This window comes from Pseudomonas sp. RSB 5.4, from assembly GCF_037126175.1.
Taxonomy (GTDB): domain Bacteria; phylum Pseudomonadota; class Gammaproteobacteria; order Pseudomonadales; family Pseudomonadaceae; genus Aquipseudomonas; species Aquipseudomonas fluorescens_H.
On sequence record NZ_CP146986.1, the window covers coordinates 5,324,958 to 5,340,778 of the forward strand.

At 61.6% G+C, this 15,821-nt stretch carries 14 protein-coding genes; 4 read left to right on the forward strand and 10 right to left on the reverse strand.

From position 1 onward, the window contains the following. Nucleotides 1-47 precede the first annotated feature (47 nt). Both V9L13_RS23985 and V9L13_RS23990 read left to right on the forward strand, forming a co-directional pair. Complete coding sequence (locus tag V9L13_RS23985) at nt 48-605, forward strand: DUF4136 domain-containing protein (protein ID WP_201135894.1); 558 nt, start codon at nt 48-50, stop codon at nt 603-605. 130 nt (nt 606-735) lie between these two features. Then, nucleotides 736-2,733 carry a pilus assembly protein TadG-related protein gene (locus V9L13_RS23990; protein WP_338800705.1) on the forward strand — a complete coding sequence of 666 codons (1,998 nt, stop codon included), beginning with the start codon at nt 736-738 and terminating at the stop codon, nt 2,731-2,733. Here the strand turns inward: V9L13_RS23990 and V9L13_RS23995 are convergent. Both V9L13_RS23995 and V9L13_RS24000 read right to left on the reverse strand, forming a co-directional pair. Then, a complete protein-coding gene (locus V9L13_RS23995; protein ID WP_338800706.1) occupies nt 2,730-5,483 on the reverse strand; it encodes an ATP-binding protein in 2,754 nt (917 codons plus the stop codon). The genes V9L13_RS23990 and V9L13_RS23995 overlap by 4 nt on opposite strands. Then, a complete protein-coding gene (locus tag V9L13_RS24000; protein ID WP_103520870.1) occupies nt 5,480-5,941 on the reverse strand; it encodes a TadE/TadG family type IV pilus assembly protein in 462 nt (153 codons plus the stop codon). Before V9L13_RS24000 ends, V9L13_RS23995 begins: the two co-directional genes overlap by 4 nt. 75 nt (nt 5,942-6,016) lie before the next feature. Between V9L13_RS24000 and V9L13_RS24005 the strand changes: the two genes are divergently transcribed. Together V9L13_RS24005 and V9L13_RS24010 are read left to right on the forward strand one after the other, a co-directional pair. Further along, entirely contained in the window at nt 6,017-6,487 is a 471-nt protein-coding gene (locus V9L13_RS24005; protein ID WP_338800707.1) for a prepilin peptidase, read from the forward strand. A gap of 126 nt (nt 6,488-6,613) precedes the next feature. Then, nucleotides 6,614-7,402: a response regulator transcription factor gene (locus V9L13_RS24010; protein WP_338800708.1), complete on the forward strand. Its 789-nt coding sequence runs from the start codon at nt 6,614-6,616 to the stop codon at nt 7,400-7,402. Between the two features lie 793 nt (nt 7,403-8,195). Here the strand turns inward: V9L13_RS24010 and V9L13_RS24015 are convergent. From V9L13_RS24015 to cpaB, 8 genes are read right to left on the reverse strand one after another with little or no spacing between them, the layout of a single operon-like run. Next, nucleotides 8,196-8,468: a DUF3613 domain-containing protein gene (locus tag V9L13_RS24015; RefSeq protein WP_338800709.1), complete on the reverse strand. Its 273-nt coding sequence runs from the start codon at nt 8,466-8,468 to the stop codon at nt 8,196-8,198. A 10-nt stretch (nt 8,469-8,478) separates the two neighbouring features. Then, nucleotides 8,479-9,201, reverse strand: a complete 723-nt coding sequence (locus V9L13_RS24020) for a tetratricopeptide repeat protein (protein WP_338800710.1) — start codon at nt 9,199-9,201, stop codon at nt 8,479-8,481. A gap of 23 nt (nt 9,202-9,224) precedes the next feature. Then, nucleotides 9,225-10,109: a type II secretion system F family protein gene (locus V9L13_RS24025; RefSeq protein WP_003221315.1), complete on the reverse strand. Its 885-nt coding sequence runs from the start codon at nt 10,107-10,109 to the stop codon at nt 9,225-9,227. Nucleotide 10,110: 1 nt separating this feature from the next. Continuing rightward, entirely contained in the window at nt 10,111-10,995 is an 885-nt protein-coding gene (locus tag V9L13_RS24030) for a type II secretion system F family protein (protein WP_262143627.1), read from the reverse strand. Nucleotides 10,996-11,013: 18 nt separating this feature from the next. Next, a complete protein-coding gene (locus tag V9L13_RS24035; RefSeq protein ID WP_003221319.1) occupies nt 11,014-12,282 on the reverse strand; it encodes a CpaF family protein in 1,269 nt (422 codons plus the stop codon). Beyond that, on the reverse strand, nt 12,279-13,469 hold the full coding sequence (locus V9L13_RS24040; protein ID WP_003221323.1) for a hypothetical protein: 1,191 nt from the start codon (nt 13,467-13,469) through the stop codon (nt 12,279-12,281). The genes V9L13_RS24035 and V9L13_RS24040 overlap by 4 nt, the downstream gene beginning before the upstream one ends. Continuing rightward, nucleotides 13,466-14,689 (reverse strand): type II and III secretion system protein family protein, encoded by a 1,224-nt coding sequence (locus tag V9L13_RS24045; protein ID WP_045122276.1) that lies wholly within the window; start codon nt 14,687-14,689, stop codon nt 13,466-13,468. Before V9L13_RS24045 ends, V9L13_RS24040 begins: the two co-directional genes overlap by 4 nt. A 20-nt stretch (nt 14,690-14,709) precedes the next feature. Continuing rightward, nucleotides 14,710-15,648, reverse strand: coding sequence for a Flp pilus assembly protein CpaB (cpaB, locus tag V9L13_RS24050; protein ID WP_338800711.1), 939 nt, complete (start codon nt 15,646-15,648; stop codon nt 14,710-14,712). Nucleotides 15,649-15,821 lie beyond the last annotated feature (173 nt).

Consider the following 15,821-nt stretch of genomic DNA (forward strand, 5'->3'; position numbering starts at 1 on the left):
CAGGTGAGAACGCTTCGCAGATTCAGGCCTTCAACCGGAGAACAACCATGTTCCGTCGTCTCGCTTTACTGGCCATGGCCGCACTGCTCAGCGCCTGCGCCGCCAACCAGGTCAATCACGACTTCGATGCCAGCCGCGACTTCGCTGCCTATCGCAGCTGGAACTGGAAAGAACCCGCGCTGCAATACCGCCCTGATGATCCACGGATCAAGAGTGACCTGACCGAGCAACGCATCCGCCAGGCCGTCAGTGATCAGCTTGACCAGCGTGGCTTGCGTCCTGCGGCGGCGGGCACCAAGGGCGACCTGAACGTGCAAGCCTATCTGATCGTCGAGGATCGCCAGCAGCAAGTCACCACCAACTACGGCGGCGGTTGGGGCGGCCCGTGGAACGGATACTGGGGCGCACCGATGTACAACGAAACCCGCAACATCACCTACAAAGTGGCGACGATCCAGATCGACCTGCTCGACGGCAAGGACGGCAAACTGGTGTGGCGCGGCAGCGACGAGCAGATGCTCAGCAGCACGCCGAACCCCGAGGATCGCAGCAAAGCGATTCGTGAGACGGTCAGTCGTATCCTGGCCAACTATCCACCGCGCTAAGACGTCGAGACTGACCAGCTCCCACAGTGGTTTTATGGCGCACGAAATGGCGCGCTGCGACTAGCGCCGTCTACACTCAACTGCACCCATGGAGGCAGCGCCCGGCACAGGGCCGGCAAAGGAGTGCGCGATGTCGCCCCGTTCGCAATTCAACAGCCCGGCGCGGCAACGCGGGGCTATCGGGCTGATGGCGGCAGTCACCCTCAGCCTGGCAGTGGTATTGATGTTGCTCGTGGTCGATACCGGCCGGTTGTACATGGAACAACGCAAGTTGCAGCGGGTGGTGGATAACGCCGCGCTGGAAGCGGTCAGTCGCGGTGGCACCTGCCTGCCCGGTCTGACGGCCGCGACCTACGCCGGACAAAGCGCCGTGCGTAACGGCTACACAGTCGATGCCAGCGACACCCTTGTTACCACATGCGGCACGCTGGTCACCGCCGCCACAGGCTTGCGCACCTTCACGGTAGACGCCACTCAAGCCGCCGCCGTGAAAGTCGCCGCCAGCCGCACCGTCATCACCAGCATTGCCGGCGGCGTGCAGGCGTTGTTCAGCGGGACGCCGGTGAGCCTCAACACGACGCTCAATGCCTCTGCCGTCGCCGCGAAGCCACAGCCGACCGTCGCGCAATTGAACATTCGCAGCACGCTGGCGAGCGTCAACACGGCTCAGTCGAACATTCTCAATCCGCTGTTTTCATCGCTGCTCGGCGGTAACGTCAACTTGACCGCGCTGGGCTGGAACGGTTTGCTCAATACCAACGTCAACCTGCTCAGTTACCTCAATCAACTGGCGATCAATCTCAACGTGGCCGCCGGCAATTACACCCAGTTGCTCAACACCCAGGCTACCGTCACACAGCTGATTCAAGCCGCCGCCACCGTGGTGCAACTCAACGGCGCGACCGCCGACGTGATCACCGCACTGGGCCAGCTGCAAATTGCCGCGATCAATGCCGCGCCGGTCAAGCTCGGCGACATCCTGCAACTGCAGACCGGTACCACTGCGGCGGGGCTGGATGCCAACCTGCAGTTGCTGCAACTGGTGCAGGCCGTGGTGCAACTGGCCAACAGCAACAGCGCGGTGTCCGCCACGGTGCCGATCAGCGTATTGGGGCTGGCGAACGTCACGGTGCGGGTCAAAGTCATCGAGCCGCCGCAGTTCTCCGCGATCGGTGATCCGGCGCTGGCCAAGGCCAACCCGACGGGACCGAACCGGATTTATGTGCGCACGGCGCAGATTCGCACGATGCTGTCGGTGAATCTGCCGGTGCTGTCCGGGGTGACCGGTCTGGTCAATGCGGTACTGGGGCTGGTCGGAACTTTGACCCCGACCCTGAATGCTCTGCTGAGCCTCAACCTGGTAGCGACTCTCAATTCGGTCGGCTGTCTGCTAGGTGCCGGTTGCCAACAACTCGACCCGCTGCTATTGCCGTCCCCGGAAATCGATATCGCCCTGGATGCCGGTGGTGCCATCAGCTACGTCACTGATTACAGCTGCCCGACGGGTACCACGGGCACCAAGAGCCTGACTGCGCACACCATCACCTCGATTGCCGATCTGAAGGTTGGCAAGATTGACCCGACCAATGCCTTTTCGTCGTCCGCGGAACCCACCGTTACGCCGCTGCCTCTTGTGGATCTGGGCACCGTGACCTGCCACAAGATTCTCGGGATCGGCAGCTGCGACGAGAGCACGCATGTGCAATACGGGGCCGGCGGGATTGCGATCATGGTCAACACCAGCGTGGCTCAGAATACTCAGAACCTGGTGTTTTCCAGCGCGACCCCATTCGCGACGCCGCCCAACCTGAAGCTGCCGCCCAGTGTGATTTCCGCTGCGCCATCGAGCAACATCGTCAACAGCCTGGCCAGCACGCTGGCGGGGATCAATCTGATTGTTTATCAACCTTTGGGCAGCAACCCCCTGGGTGCCATCGTTACAGGTGTGGCCAGTCTGATCAGCAGCGTTACTACCATTCTTCAGCCATTGATTACCAACCTGCTCAGCCCGCTGCTCGACCCCTTGCTGAACAACCTGCTCAATAGCCTGGGCATCAATCTGATGGACGTCGATGTGGGCGCCAACATGACCTGCGGCCAGACCGGCAAAGCCTATCTGGTGATCTAGGCGTCCGGCGCCAGTGGCAGCTCGATGCAGAAGCGTGCGCCTTCCACCGAGTTGCGCACGCTCAAATGGCCGCCCATGTTCTCGATGATGCCGTAGCTGACCGACAGACCCAGCCCGGTGCCGACGCCCACCGGTTTGGTGGTGAAGAACGGTTCGAAAATCCGCTCCAGCAGCCGTGGATCAATGCCACCGCCGTTGTCCTCGACCCACAGCCGTACCTTCTGATCATCACGTTCGGCGTAGATCGAGATCCACGGCTTGAACGTCGAATCCTTCTCGCGTTTGCTCAGCAACGCATCGCGGGCATTGACCATCAGATTGATCAACACCTGCTCCAGTTGGTCGACAAACCCGCGCACCTGCACCACAAACGCGGTTTCGCTGATGCGCAGATCCACGCCTTTGCCGCGCATGCCTTCGGCCAGCAGCGACAGCGTGCCCTCGATGGCCGAGGCCGGGTTGAACAGTTGCTGTTCGATCTCCGAACGGCGGCCGAACACGCGCATGTGATCCACCACTTTTGCCGCGCGCTCGACCTGCGCATCGATACGATTGAGCTTGTCGGTCAGGTAATCAATCTGCACATCGCCATTGCCCAGGCGCTTGAGCACGTTGACGATGGCCATGCGCATCACGTTCAGCGGCTGATTGATTTCGTGCGCCAGTCCCGTGGCCATCTCGCCGAGGGTGGCCATTTTTGCGCTTTGTGTCAGTTGCTGCTGCGAGCGGCGCACTTCGGTGTTGTCGCGGCCCACGGCCTGTACCTCGATCAACTGTCCGTGTTCGTCGAACACACCGCGATCCGACCACACCCACCATGCATGCTCGCGCCCCGGCAGCTGCAGGCTGATTTCCGCGGTGCTCACCGGCAGCTCCGGGGTCAACAGGGACACGCGATGCTTGAATGCGCTACGTTGCTCGTCGGACATCCAGCCGCCCAGATCGACCCCCGGCAGATCCTGCGGGGTGCATTCCAGATAATTCGCCAGTGGCCGGTTGCCGAAGGTCAGGGTCAGATCAGGTCGATACCGGCAGATCATTGCCGGTGAGTCTTCCACCAGAATCCGATAGCGCTCTTCGCTTTGTCTCACTTGTTCGGCGGCTTGCGTCGCCTCGGTGACGTCCAGCCACAAGCCGACGGCTTCGACCGGCAGGCCGAGATCGTTGCGCAGCAGTCTGGCCTCATCGAGCAGCCAGTGATAAACCCCGCGACTGTCGCGCAACCGATAACGCGTACTCACCGAGCCCTCGCGCAGCAGTTGGCGGGTGCGCTGGAAATACCCGTCGCGATCTTCGGGGTGAATCATTTCGACCAGTGCGCTGGCGCTGCAATCGGCCAGGCTCCAACCCAGCAACGGTTGCAGGCTGGCGCTGAAAAAGGCCGGCACCAAAGCCCCCTCGAGGTAGTGCTGCACGTAAATCACCGCCGGTGAGCTGGCGATCAGGTTGTCCAGCCGTGCGTGCGCCGCGGCGGCGAGTTGCTGCTGGTTCTTGATGTCGCTGATGTCGAGCATGAAACCGATCAGCCGGCGCTGTTCGCCGTTGCCGCTGGTCTGACCCTGCAGGCGATACCACGTCGAGTTTTGCCCGGCCTCCGGTCGGTTGAGGCGAACACACAGCGTCAGCGGCTCGCCCTGTTGCTGCAAGGCCTGCAGACGACTGCGCACCTCATCGCGGTCGGCGGGATGCAGCAGCGCCAGCCAGTCTTCGACTGCCAGCCGCGAGTTGCTCAACTGCAGGGCGCTGGTCAGTGAGGGGGCCAACTGGATCTCGCTGCCGTCAGCCTGAATTTCCCACCAGCCGGTGCCGAGCAGCGTCTGCAAGGATTCCAGGCGCTCCAGTTGCAGGTGATGTTGCTGCTCACGCAAACGCCCGAGCAACGGGCCGGCGAGGGCACTGGTCAAGGCCATCCAGTCCCGGTCTTTGAGGTACGGCGCGGCCGAATCCAGCGCAAAAAAACCGCACAGCAGCCAGGCCACCACGCCGCGTTCATCACTGTAGGGCACAGCCAACCCTTCGCCATTGCCGAACACGGCTTGCACCCGCGCATGTTCGTCAAGGCCATGCTGCGCACCGATCCGCTGCGGCGCGCTGCCGCTCAGGCTGTCCAGTGACGTGCCCAGACGCTGGCCGTCCTCCCAGAGTGTGGGCGCATCGTAGGCGCTGAACTGACGATAGATCTGCCAGCCTTGTGTCTGCTCGTCGAGCAGCGCCAGACCCAGGCAGGGGATATGCCAGCGCTGGGCGATCAGTTGCAGTTGTTCGCTGACGACCTGCGGCAGGCGACTCAGGCCGCAGATGCGCACCTGCTCGCTGATTTGTCCGCCGATCAACTGGCTGGCTTCGCGATGACGGGACTGCTGGCGTTCGAGCAACAGGTCGGCGATGTCCAGCAGTTGCATCAGCCAGCCGTTGCCCGACGGCTGCACCCAGCCACGCAGGTGCAGAATCTGATCGCCGAGACCGGGGAAATCCAGATCGAACATTTGCCCCTGCCAATCTGCCGGGCGGCCGTGGATCGCCAGTGTGCTGTGTGGCAGCAGGCAGGCACGCAACGGTAACGGCGGCTCATGCGGGGGGTGTTGCGCGAGCAGGTGGCGCAGCGGGCCGGCCATTTGCAGCACGCCGCCGTCGTCGTCCAGATACACATGCAGGCCGACCGGCGGCGTCCCGAGCGGGTCGGGCAGGTCGAGGGCGGCGGTCGGTGCGCGCTTGAGCAAACGCCCGAAGAGATTGTCGCCGGCCGTCAAAATTGCAGGCTCGAAATGGCGGTCAGATTGGTCGGCAGGTTCGGCACCGTGCCTATCCCCGGCAGTACCAGAAAGGGGATGACCTGATTCAGCTTGCTGACCGGGTATTTCACCGAGACGGTCAGCGTGCCATTGGGCCCATAGGCACTGCCGGTGTTATAGACCGCATTGGTATCGACCCCGATTACCAGATTGAAGGCCGGCGGCACCCAGGACAATTGCTGGGTGAGCGCGGCGTTTGCGGTGTTCACCACCACCGTTGAATAGTTGGGAGTGTTCGGATCGACCTGTACGCTGCGGCGGATCGCCTCGGATGTGGCTTCGTTGAACGATTGCATCATCACGAATGGCAGGCTGTAGCTGACCAGACCGTAAAACACCGCAAAAAAGATCACGAATACCAAGGCGAACTCAATCGCCACCGCGCCTTTTTGCGACTTGCGAAAGCCGGTTTTCATGAGTGCGTCTACCCTGACAGTCACTGCGTAGTATCAGCATAGAATCATTCAGCCAAAACGGACGGTTTTTACCGAATGCTCAGCTTCACCCTTCTTGTCTGGCTGGCCATGTGTGCCGCCTTCGACGCCCGCCAGCGGCGTATTCCCAACCTTCTGACACTCGGTGCAGGTGCGCTCGCGCTGGGGTATTTGCTGTGGACCGGCAACACCTGGCTCGGCGCCGATGCGGGGCAGGGTGGTTGGGCTTTTCTGATTGCGCTGGTGCTAACGCTACCGGGGTATTTCATGGGCCGCATGGGGGCCGGCGATGTGAAATTAATGACAGCACTGGGGCTTGCGACGGACGGTCTGTTCATTCTTGGCGCGTTTATCGGCGCTGGCCTGGCAAGTTTGATCTGGCTGCTCATAGCGCCAAGACTCTGGCTGCATATGAGTCAACGAGTTAGAGAACATCTTCGTTATCTGGAGCCGGAAAAGTCAAAAAAGCTGCCATTTGCACCGTTCGTGCTGATCGGTGTATTGCTTTCGATACATTGGATCCATTAGTCGCCAGATGCCACTAGTCCTATGTACATAGTCGGAAAGTGCGTCTACTTTCAAATGAGCAGGTTATACAGCCAAAGTCTGGCAGTACAGGAATGGTCAGCTTTGGCCTACGGCATGGAGTGGCACGTGAACAAGCTTACGTCTGCGATAAAAGTCCTCGTGGTTGACGATCAGCCCTTGATCGTGGAGGAGTTGTGCGAGTTTCTCGAAAGCAGCGGTTACCGCTGCGTACCCTGTGAATCCAGTCAGCAGGCGATCGCGCGCTTCAGTGAAGATGCCGATATCGGCTTGGTGCTGTGCGACCTGCACATGCCGGACATGGATGGCATCGAGCTGGTGCAGGCGTTGCAGCGGATCTGCGGCAAGCACCGGGTGTTCGAGGCGATCATGCTCACCGGGCGCGCCGATAAGCAGGACGTGATCAAGGCGTTGCGTGCCGGAATTGCCGATTACTATCAGAAGCCGATTGTTTTGACGGAATTGCTCGAGGGCTTGCAGCGTCAGGAGCAGGCTTTGCACGAACGGCATAAAAATGTGCAGTTGGGGCATTTGAATCAGAAGCTGCAATTTTTGTCCGAGTCGATTGATGACCTTTATCAGGATCTCGATAAGGTTCGGCGCAGTCCGGCGGCGGTGGTTCGTGATGTGATGGGTGGGGAAGCGCCCGACAGCGAGCAGCAGGAAATGCCGGAGATCTTTCAACAACTGTCGCCACGCCAGCTCGATGTGGCGCGGTTGGTGGGCAAGGGGCAGACCAATTATCAGATTGCCTGTGAGTTGGGGATTACCGAGAACACAGTGAAGCTTTATGTGTCGCAGGTTTTGCGGTTGACGCATATGCATAACCGGACGCAGTTGGCGTTGGCGTTGTCTCCCGGTGGGGCGGCTTTGCGGCAGCGGGTGACGGCGCATTGACCTTGGCGGCCTGTGGGCCGACCAGGCTTCGGGTGGTTTGGGTGTATATCCGTTTTTTTGGTGATGGCGGATTAGGGTTCCGCCCTTACGGCGGGTCACTTTTTCCAGACGCCGAAAAAGTAACCAAAAAGGCTTGCTCCTGCGTTCGGCCCGCTCGCTGGGGCTCGGGGTTCCTTCGCTCCGGGATCGATCCGGGGGCAGCGCCTACGGTTTGCTTCGCTGCACCTCCTCTCGCTGTGTTTGGCTGCGCCAAACGGTCGCTGCGCTCCCACCCCCGGATCAATCCCTCCACTCAGCCTTCCGACGTCGCCCGTGGATCAAGATCAAGAGCTGCAGCCGAGCTTGCGCTCATCCTGGAGTGGGGCGGCTTCGCCGCATGGTGTGTGCGCTTGCTAAATTGTAGGAGCCAGCCTGCTGGCGATGGCGGCCTCACAGCCGACCAGCCTTCACAGGCCACACCCCATCCCATGGTGGGAGCGGGCTTGCTCGCGAAGGCGGTCTGTCAGGCGACGGATCCTTCGCAGATGCACTCAATCCCTGTGGGAGCCTGGCTTGCCAGCGATGGCGGCCTGACAGCCGACCAGCCTTCACAGACCACACCCCATCCCATTGTGGGAGCGGGCTTGCTCGCAAAGACGTCCTGACAGGCGACGGATCCTTCGCAGATGTACTCAATCACTGCGGGCTTGCCAGCGAAGGCGACCTGACAGCCGCCCAACCTCCAACAGACCACACCCCATCCCATTGTAGGATCGAGCCTGCTCGCGATGGCGGTATGGCGGCCAACATCAAATCACTTGTTGGTCTCGATCTTGCCGCCCGCATCCGGGTCGTAGAAATCCGGAATTTCGTATTTGTACTTTTTCAGCCAGCGCTGCATCGCCAGTTCCCGTTCAGCGGCGGTGGCGGTCTGGTTTTTTTCCGAGGCGGCTTTGTTGCGGCTTTGCAGCAGCAGCCAGCCTTCGGTTTCCTGTTGCTGCGCGGAGGCCGGGCCGGCGTCGATGGCGAGGGCGCTCAGCGGCAAGCTCAACAAGCTCAGGTAGCACAGGCCTTTGAGTGCGTTCATGGCTGTCTCCTTATTTGATTGTCGACGGTTGCGGATCAGCCGCTACCGCCACTTGATTGCCGGTCGCCGGTTTCGCCGGGATCGGCGTTTTGAGTTTTTCCGCGCGTTCCTGGGCTTCGGTAAATTGCGCCGGGGTCAGTTTGGCGCGGCTGACGATTTCGGCGGCTTGTTGCCAGTTGTTCTGGTACAGCAGCAATGACACCAGGTTCATCGTTGCCAGTTGATTGTTCTGCTTGAGTTCGATGGCGGTGAGGAATTCGAAGCGGGCGTCTTCGAGGCGCAGTTGGTTGAGGTAGACCACGCCGAGGTCGTTGCGGATTTTTTCGTCGGTGGGGGCCAGGCGTGCGGCGCGTTGCAGGTGGGCCTGGGCCTGGCCGTTGTCGCCGCGGGCGGCGTAGAGCTGGCCCAGGCCGTGTTCGGCTTCGGCGGTCAGGCAGCCGCCGAGCAAACCGCGGTACAGCGGCTCGGCTTCGCTGCGGCCGAGCAGGCGGTAGACCTTGGCTTTGCGCAGGCGCACTTCGCTCAAGTTGTCGGGCATGCTCTGCAGGTTGGCGAGGCTGGCGTGCAGTTTGCCGTCGTTGGCCAGATCGTCCGCCAGGTTCAGGGACAGCTCCTGTTCAGAGCTCAATTTGCTGCAACTGGACGGTGACAGCATCGCCGTCCACGGCGCCTGGCCGTCGGTGGCGCAACCGCCGAGCATCAACAGACTTGCCATGACAATCAGTACTTTCATCAAACGCTCTCCATGAGCCCACGTCAGTTTGCAAACGCCCTTGAAATGGCAGTGAAACCAGGACCGGCCAGAACGATCAGCAAGGCCGGAAATAGAAACAGCATCATCACCACCGACATCTTTGCCGACATTTTCGACACGTACTCCTGCAGCCGTGTCAGGCGTCGGTCGTCGAGCAATTGCTTGAGCGACAACAGCGATTTCATCGCGCCGCCGCCCTGTTGAATCAGTTGTTGGAGGATCACGCAGGTGTCGGTGAATTCGTCCACTGCGAGCATCACGGCGGTCTTGTTGAGTTCCTGGCCGAGCTCCAGGCCCGAGTCGACGCGGCTGAGGATCAGGCGCAGTTCGGTGGTCAGTTCCGGCAGCAGTTTTTGCCCTTCGGTGCTGAGGACACGCAGCGCCTGTTCGACCGCCATGCCGGATTCGAACAGGATGCGCAGCAGCGGAATGAATGTCGAAATTTCTACGGCGATGATTTTCTGCCGGCGCGCTGCGGCGTACGCCAGCAGCCGTTTGGGCAGCAGGTAACCGGCGCCGGTGGCGAGCATCGGCACCAGCCAGCCGTTCGGCGCGTGGGGGAAGAACACCTCTCGCAAAAACAGTCCGACACCCAGCGCCAGCAGCGGAGTGCCGATCTGACACGCCGCGTACAACGAACGCTCGCTGGCGCGGCGCCAGCCGAGGCGGCTGAGCAGGGTCTGGGTTTCGCTGTCGATGCTCACCGAGCGTCGGCCAAACCGGCTGTTGCCCAAGGCGCGCAACCAGTTGCCCAGGCGGCTTTCGCGCACCAGGTTGCCTTGCAGGCGTTGAGTCACCTGGCGCTCGCGGCGGCGTTCGGTCAGCAAGTGGTTGGCCACCAGCAAAAACGCACCGAGCAACAACATGAGGGCGACAAGAAAGATCATGTCAGACGCTCCGCAACATGCGCCACAGCGCAAGGCAGCCGAGCACCTGCAGCACCAGTGCGGCAATCAGCATGGTCTGGCCACCGGAGTCGTGCCACATGCCGAGCATGTAGCCGGGATTGGTCAGCATGAAGTAACTCACCAGTATCACGGGCAGCGCGCCGAGCACCCACGCGGTCATCCGGGTTTCGCCGGTCATCGCGCGCAATTGGCGAGCGCCCTGATCACGTTCGCGGATCAGTTTGATCAGGTTCTCCAGCAGCTCGCTGGCGTTGCCGCCGTAGCGGTGGTTGACCTTCAGGCCCAGGGCAAACATGCGCAGTTCGTCTTGCTCATAGAGCTCGGCGAAGTCGCTGACGGCGTCCGGCAGATTGACCCCCAGTTGCACGTTGCGTTGTACCCGGCCCATGGCAGTTTTCAGCGGATCGTCGCTGGCTTCGATTCCGCCCATGACCGCGTCGCTCAGGGTGCGGCCGGACTTGAGGCTGCGCACGGTGTGATCAAGCAACTGCGGCAGTTGCTCGATCATGCGTTTGAGCCGGCGGCGGTACAGCCACGAAATGTACAGGCGCAAAATCACCGGCGGCATGAGGAGCGCCACCAGCAATCCGAGCCAGTGGCCCAGCAGGTAACCGAGCAATATGGCGATGGCCCACAGGCTCAGCCACAGGCCGAAACGCTCGGTCGGGCGGCCCAGCCCGGCGCGCAGAAACATTCGCTCAAGGCCCACCCATCGGGTTTTTTCCACAGCGATCTGCGGTTGGCCGGCGGCGAGTCGATTGAGTACCTTTTCGTTGGCGGTCTTGTGGATGCCATGCAGGAACAGGCGGATCGACAGCCCGAGCAGAATCAGACACATGATGATGAGAATGACCGGTCCAAGCATGCTCGGTGCTCCTTGCCGTCAGCCCGGATGGGCGTCGTTGCGCAACTTGTCGCCGGCCGGGTTGACGGCTTCGCGCAGGAAGCCGAAACCAGTGCGACGGTCGAGGCGGAACAGGGTGTTGGTGACGTAGACGTCCTCGCGGATACCGACCACTTCCACCACTTCACTGACGCAGCGGCGGCCGTCGGGCATGCGGGTCAACTGAATGACCACGTCGAGCGCCGCGCAGATCATCTGGCGCAAGGTGCGTTCGGCGATCGTGCGGCCGGTAAGGCCCACCAGCGTCTCCAGTCGCAGCAAAGCATCCTGCGCGTTGTTGGCGTGCACGGTGCTCATCGAACCGTCGTGGCCGGTGTTCATCGCGGTGAGCACGTCGACCACTTCGACGCCGCGAATCTCGCCGAGGATGATCCGGTCGGGACGCATCCGCAGGGCGTTGCGGATCAGGTCGCTGGCTTTCACTTCGCCGTGGCCCTCGGCATTCGGCGGACGGGTTTCGAGGCGCACGACGTGCGGGTGGCCGAGCTGCAATTCGGCGACGTCTTCGATGGTCACCAGACGCTCATGAGGGTTGATCAGTTGGCTGAGAATATTGAGCAACGTGGTTTTCCCGGTGCCGGTCCCACCGCTGATGAGGATGTTGCAGCGCTTGCCCACGGCGTCCTGGAAGAAGTCGAAGATCGCCATGTCGATCGTCTGCATGGCCATCAGGTCGGTGCTTTTGAGCATGTCCTTGCGAAACTTCCGGATCGACAGACACGGGCCGTCGAGGGCAATCGGCGGGATGATCGCGTTGACCCGGCTGCCGTCCGGGAGGCGTGCGTCGACCATCGGTGAAGACTCGTCGAGGCGTCGCCCCAGCGGTGCGAGAATTCGCTGCATGACCCGTTCGACGTGGTGCGCATCGATGAAGCGCAAGTCACTTTGATGCAGCACGCCGTCGCGTTCGATGAACACCCGGTGCGGGCCGTTGACCAGGATTTCGGTCACCGACGGATCACGCAGCAACACCTCCAGTGGGCCGAAGCCGGTGAGTTCGTCGACGATTTCTTCGGCCAGCCGCTCCATCTCATAGCGGGAAATCGCCAGGTGCAAACGGGCGATGTATTCGGCGACCTTGTCGGTGACAAATTGCGCCAGCTGCTGGCGCGAGCCTTCCAGCAGGTTTCTCCCCGACTCTTCGATGGCGTCGATGATGTAGCGGTGCAGCACCAGTTTCAGGCCTTCGTGATCGGTGTTGCCGAGACCTGCGCGTTGCGGTGCGCCGAAGAGTTTTTCCGCGCTCATGAGGAACCTCGCAAGCGGTCGAACCAGGTGACTTTCGGTTTGGCCAGACCCTCGGAGCGTTTGGCCAGGCGTTCACCGAGGGTGCGCAGGCTCTGGGTGAGTTTTTCCCGGGGCGCCAGTTCGAACAGACTCACGCCCTGATTTTTCGCGTTGAGCCGCACTTCAGGGTTGAACGCCAGTACCGCAATGACTTCCAGATTGAAGGTCTTGCCGAGGGTTTCCGAGCTCGGCGCCACGTTGCTCAGATAACGGTCGATCAGCAGGCGTCCATGATCGAGTTTCATGCCTTTTTCGCGCCACTGGTTGAGCACGGCGAGGTTGCGGCGGCAGTTGAGCACGTTCTGATCGGTGTACCACAGCAGCTTGTCGCAGTGGCTGACGAAGGTGCGCAATGCTTCGCTGTCGGCTTGCCCGGTGAGGTTCACGACGATGTGCTGGAAGTGCTGGCGCAGCGCGCTGAGCAACATATACAGCTCGGCGGCGCTGGTGTTTTCCAGTGGCTCGTCGTTGCTGGCGTAGGCGAGAATCCGCAGGCCCGCTTCGGCGCTAGTGAAGGCGCTGTCGATGAGTGTGGCGTCGAGTCTGCGCAAGTGGCGCAAGGCATCGCCGAAGTGAAACGAACTCTCCAGCCCCAACAGGGCAAGGCTGTCGCCGCGGGGCAGGCCGAGGTCCAGCAGCAAGGTTTGCTGCCCGCTCTTTTGCACCACCAGCGCCATGTGATTGGCCAGCAACGCGCCGTCGGAACTGCTCTGCACGCCGTACATCACGGTCAGGCCGCCCAGTTGCGTGTTGGGTGCCACGGGTGGCAGGCGTTTGCTCAACCGGCGCACCAGTCCGGCAACCTCGCTGGAGCGCGAGCCATAGGCGACGAAGTCCCGGGCGCCGGCCCGCATCGCATTGAGCACCAACTGATTGTCCATGCCGTCGCCCAGCGCGACGATCGCCAGCATCGGCTTGGCTTCCAGCGCGCCTTCGATCAGTGCGCTCTGCGCCACCACGTGCTCGCGGTCGAGGCCGACGAACACCAGGCTGGCAAAGGTCACGTCGACCAGTGCCAGCAGTTCGTCGAGGCTGCCGCCACCGGCACTCACCACTTGACCGAGGGGGGCGAGGGCGCTTTGCAGCCACTCCAGATCGGTGCTGTTGCGGGTGATCGCAAGGAAGGTCTGGCTCAGGCTCTGGCTCATTGCGACAACCCGCTGCGTTTGTCGAAGTTGCCGTTTTCGAGGAAGAACATGCGGTAGAAATTCGGGTCGTAGTTGCGCAGTTTTTCCCCCGGCAGCGACGGCAGTTGCGCATCGGCCGCCAGTGGCTGTACCAGATGCGGCGTGACGATCATCAGCAGTTCGCGCTCTTCGCGCTTGATCTGCGAGCCTTTGAAAAAGGCACCGAGCACCGGGATATCGCCCAGCCCCGGAAACTTGTTCACCTGCGAGCTGTTGGTGGTGCTGATCAAGCCACTGATCACAAAGCTTTCGCCATCGGCCAGCGAGACGCTGGTGTCGGTGCGGCGAATGGTCAGGGCCGGAACGGTGGTGCCGGCGATCTGCACGGCGTTGCTCAAATCCAGTTCGCTGACTTCCGGTGCGACCTTCAGCGCAATGCGGTCGTGACTGATGACGGTCGGGGTCAGAGTCAGGCGGATGCCGAACTCCTTATATTCGATCGACACGTTGTCGCTGCCGGAACTGGGCACCGGAATCGGGATTTCACCGCCGGCCAGAAAGCTTGCGCTCTGCCCGCTCAGTGCCACCAGACTCGGCCGCGCAAGGGTGTAGGCGAAGCCACTGCTTTCCAGGGCGTTGATGATCGCCATGGTCTTGCCGCCGATCCACGAGAAGTTGAACAGGGTGTTGTCCACCGGCAGTTTCGGGGTCGGTACACCGTCGATGGGCGGCAGCGTACCCGGGGAGCCGAACAGGAAATTGCCACGGGTGCCGATCAGCGAGGCGGTGGCTTCTTTGAGTTTGGTGCGGCTGACTTCGACGAAGCGAATGTCGGTCTGCACTTGCGAGGGCAGCGTCGGATCATCGGAAGGCATTCGGCTGGCGTTGGTCAAAGCAGCAGTGGCGCTGCCTTGAACGAACACCATGCTCTGGCGCGGCTCACTGGAGCATGACGTCCAGACCATCAGACTGGTGGCGCCGGGGGCGACCCCGGTCAGCAGAAAAGATGAGTGACCGGTGTCGTGCACGTCAGCGATTTTCGGGTCGCCGATTGCCACGCGGGTGATCGTCACTGGCGACTGGATGTCCTGTTGGAATCCTTCGCCGATCTCGATCACCGGGGGCATGCGGGAAAGCGCCGAGCAATTGCCCGTGGCCGCGAAGGCCGCGTTCATCGACAGTCCTGTCAGTATCAAGGCCCGGAGTACAGGTTTTAATATCGGCCTGAATCGACTCTGCATGCACTTGGATCCTTGCTCAGTCATGGGGCTTGTTGGGAAATCTGATTGCCGCGAATCACTTCCATCGCTTTGCGCGCAGCGCCGTGTTCAGCGCTGGATGGCGCTTTCGGGCCGCTGCCCAGCGCCAGTTGGGTGAACTGGAAGAGTTGGCTGTTGGCGTTGTCCAGGTGCGCCGGCGACTGCGTTTCGCCGGCCCAGTATTTGGCCAGGCGCTGTTCTTCGCTGCTGCGCACGGCCAGCCGCAAGGTGCCGACCTGGGTGGCGAGCATCATCCGGCTCAGCAATTGCTCGGGCACCGCCAGCACCACGGTGCGCGCGGCGATCCGGCGTTGATCCTGTTTGATTTTGTCGTCGCTGCTCAGGGCCGGTGTGGCGGGTTGACCGTCGTTGGTCAAGCCGTATTGGTCACCGACGCCGAGCACGCGCAGGGCGGGCACGACAACCTGCGCCGACTGTTGCAGGTTGCTGCTGTCCTGACGCAGGTACAGCAGCACATCGACATAGTCGCCGGGAATCAGTTGCCCGGCGCCGCCGATCACTTCATCGATTGCCACGGTCAGCGCGCGTTCATCGCTGTGGATCATGCGGGCCAGGGCACCGCCGGCGTCGAAGCTCTCGTCGTTCAGCCAGGTGCCAGCAGACAGCGGCCGCCAGGGTTTGCGGCCAACGACCTGATCGACACTTTTAAGGCTGCCGGCCGGTGCGTTGCGCAGCTTTTCCACGGTCACGTCGGCGGCAGTGAGTGGGGTGAACGGCGGCACATCGTGCAGCAGCACCACCACGGGTTGACGGGTCTGGTCTTCGGCGACGGCAACGGTTTTTTCAACAGTGGCGACCGGGGCGGAAGGCGCTTCGGCAACAGGCGCCGGTTGACGACTGAGCACCAGTCCCCAATAGCCGACAAAAATTGCTCCCAGCAGAAGTAATGCTGCAAGGCCCATGGTGATGCGACTGTTCATGACGGCTCTCCCTTTCCTGCTGCACTACAAGCCCGTATTTCCTGACAAGGGAATTTCGCATTCAGGCAGCTATGAACATGCAACTATTTCGCTATTTCCAAGCTAGCTGATCCAAGCCAAAACGCCATTACTGGCCGGAAAATAACTCACTAAAGTATGAGCAATCGCCAATT

Coding starts and splice junctions, on each gene's coding strand:
- V9L13_RS23985 (WP_201135894.1), top strand. CDS start 48: ATGTTCCGTCGTCTCGCTTTACTGGCCATGGCCGCACTGCTCAGCGCC.
- V9L13_RS23990 (WP_338800705.1), top strand. CDS start 736: ATGTCGCCCCGTTCGCAATTCAACAGCCCGGCGCGGCAACGCGGGGCT.
- V9L13_RS24000 (WP_103520870.1), bottom strand. CDS start 5,941: ATGAAAACCGGCTTTCGCAAGTCGCAAAAAGGCGCGGTGGCGATTGAG.
- V9L13_RS24005 (WP_338800707.1), top strand. CDS start 6,017: ATGCTCAGCTTCACCCTTCTTGTCTGGCTGGCCATGTGTGCCGCCTTC.
- V9L13_RS24015 (WP_338800709.1), bottom strand. CDS start 8,468: ATGAACGCACTCAAAGGCCTGTGCTACCTGAGCTTGTTGAGCTTGCCG.
- V9L13_RS24020 (WP_338800710.1), bottom strand. CDS start 9,201: ATGAAAGTACTGATTGTCATGGCAAGTCTGTTGATGCTCGGCGGTTGC.
- V9L13_RS24025 (WP_003221315.1), bottom strand. CDS start 10,109: ATGATCTTTCTTGTCGCCCTCATGTTGTTGCTCGGTGCGTTTTTGCTG.
- V9L13_RS24030 (WP_262143627.1), bottom strand. CDS start 10,995: ATGCTTGGACCGGTCATTCTCATCATCATGTGTCTGATTCTGCTCGGG.
- V9L13_RS24035 (WP_003221319.1), bottom strand. CDS start 12,282: ATGAGCGCGGAAAAACTCTTCGGCGCACCGCAACGCGCAGGTCTCGGC.
- V9L13_RS24040 (WP_003221323.1), bottom strand. CDS start 13,469: ATGAGCCAGAGCCTGAGCCAGACCTTCCTTGCGATCACCCGCAACAGC.
- V9L13_RS24045 (WP_045122276.1), bottom strand. CDS start 14,689: ATGCAGAGTCGATTCAGGCCGATATTAAAACCTGTACTCCGGGCCTTG.
- cpaB (WP_338800711.1), bottom strand. CDS start 15,648: ATGAACAGTCGCATCACCATGGGCCTTGCAGCATTACTTCTGCTGGGA.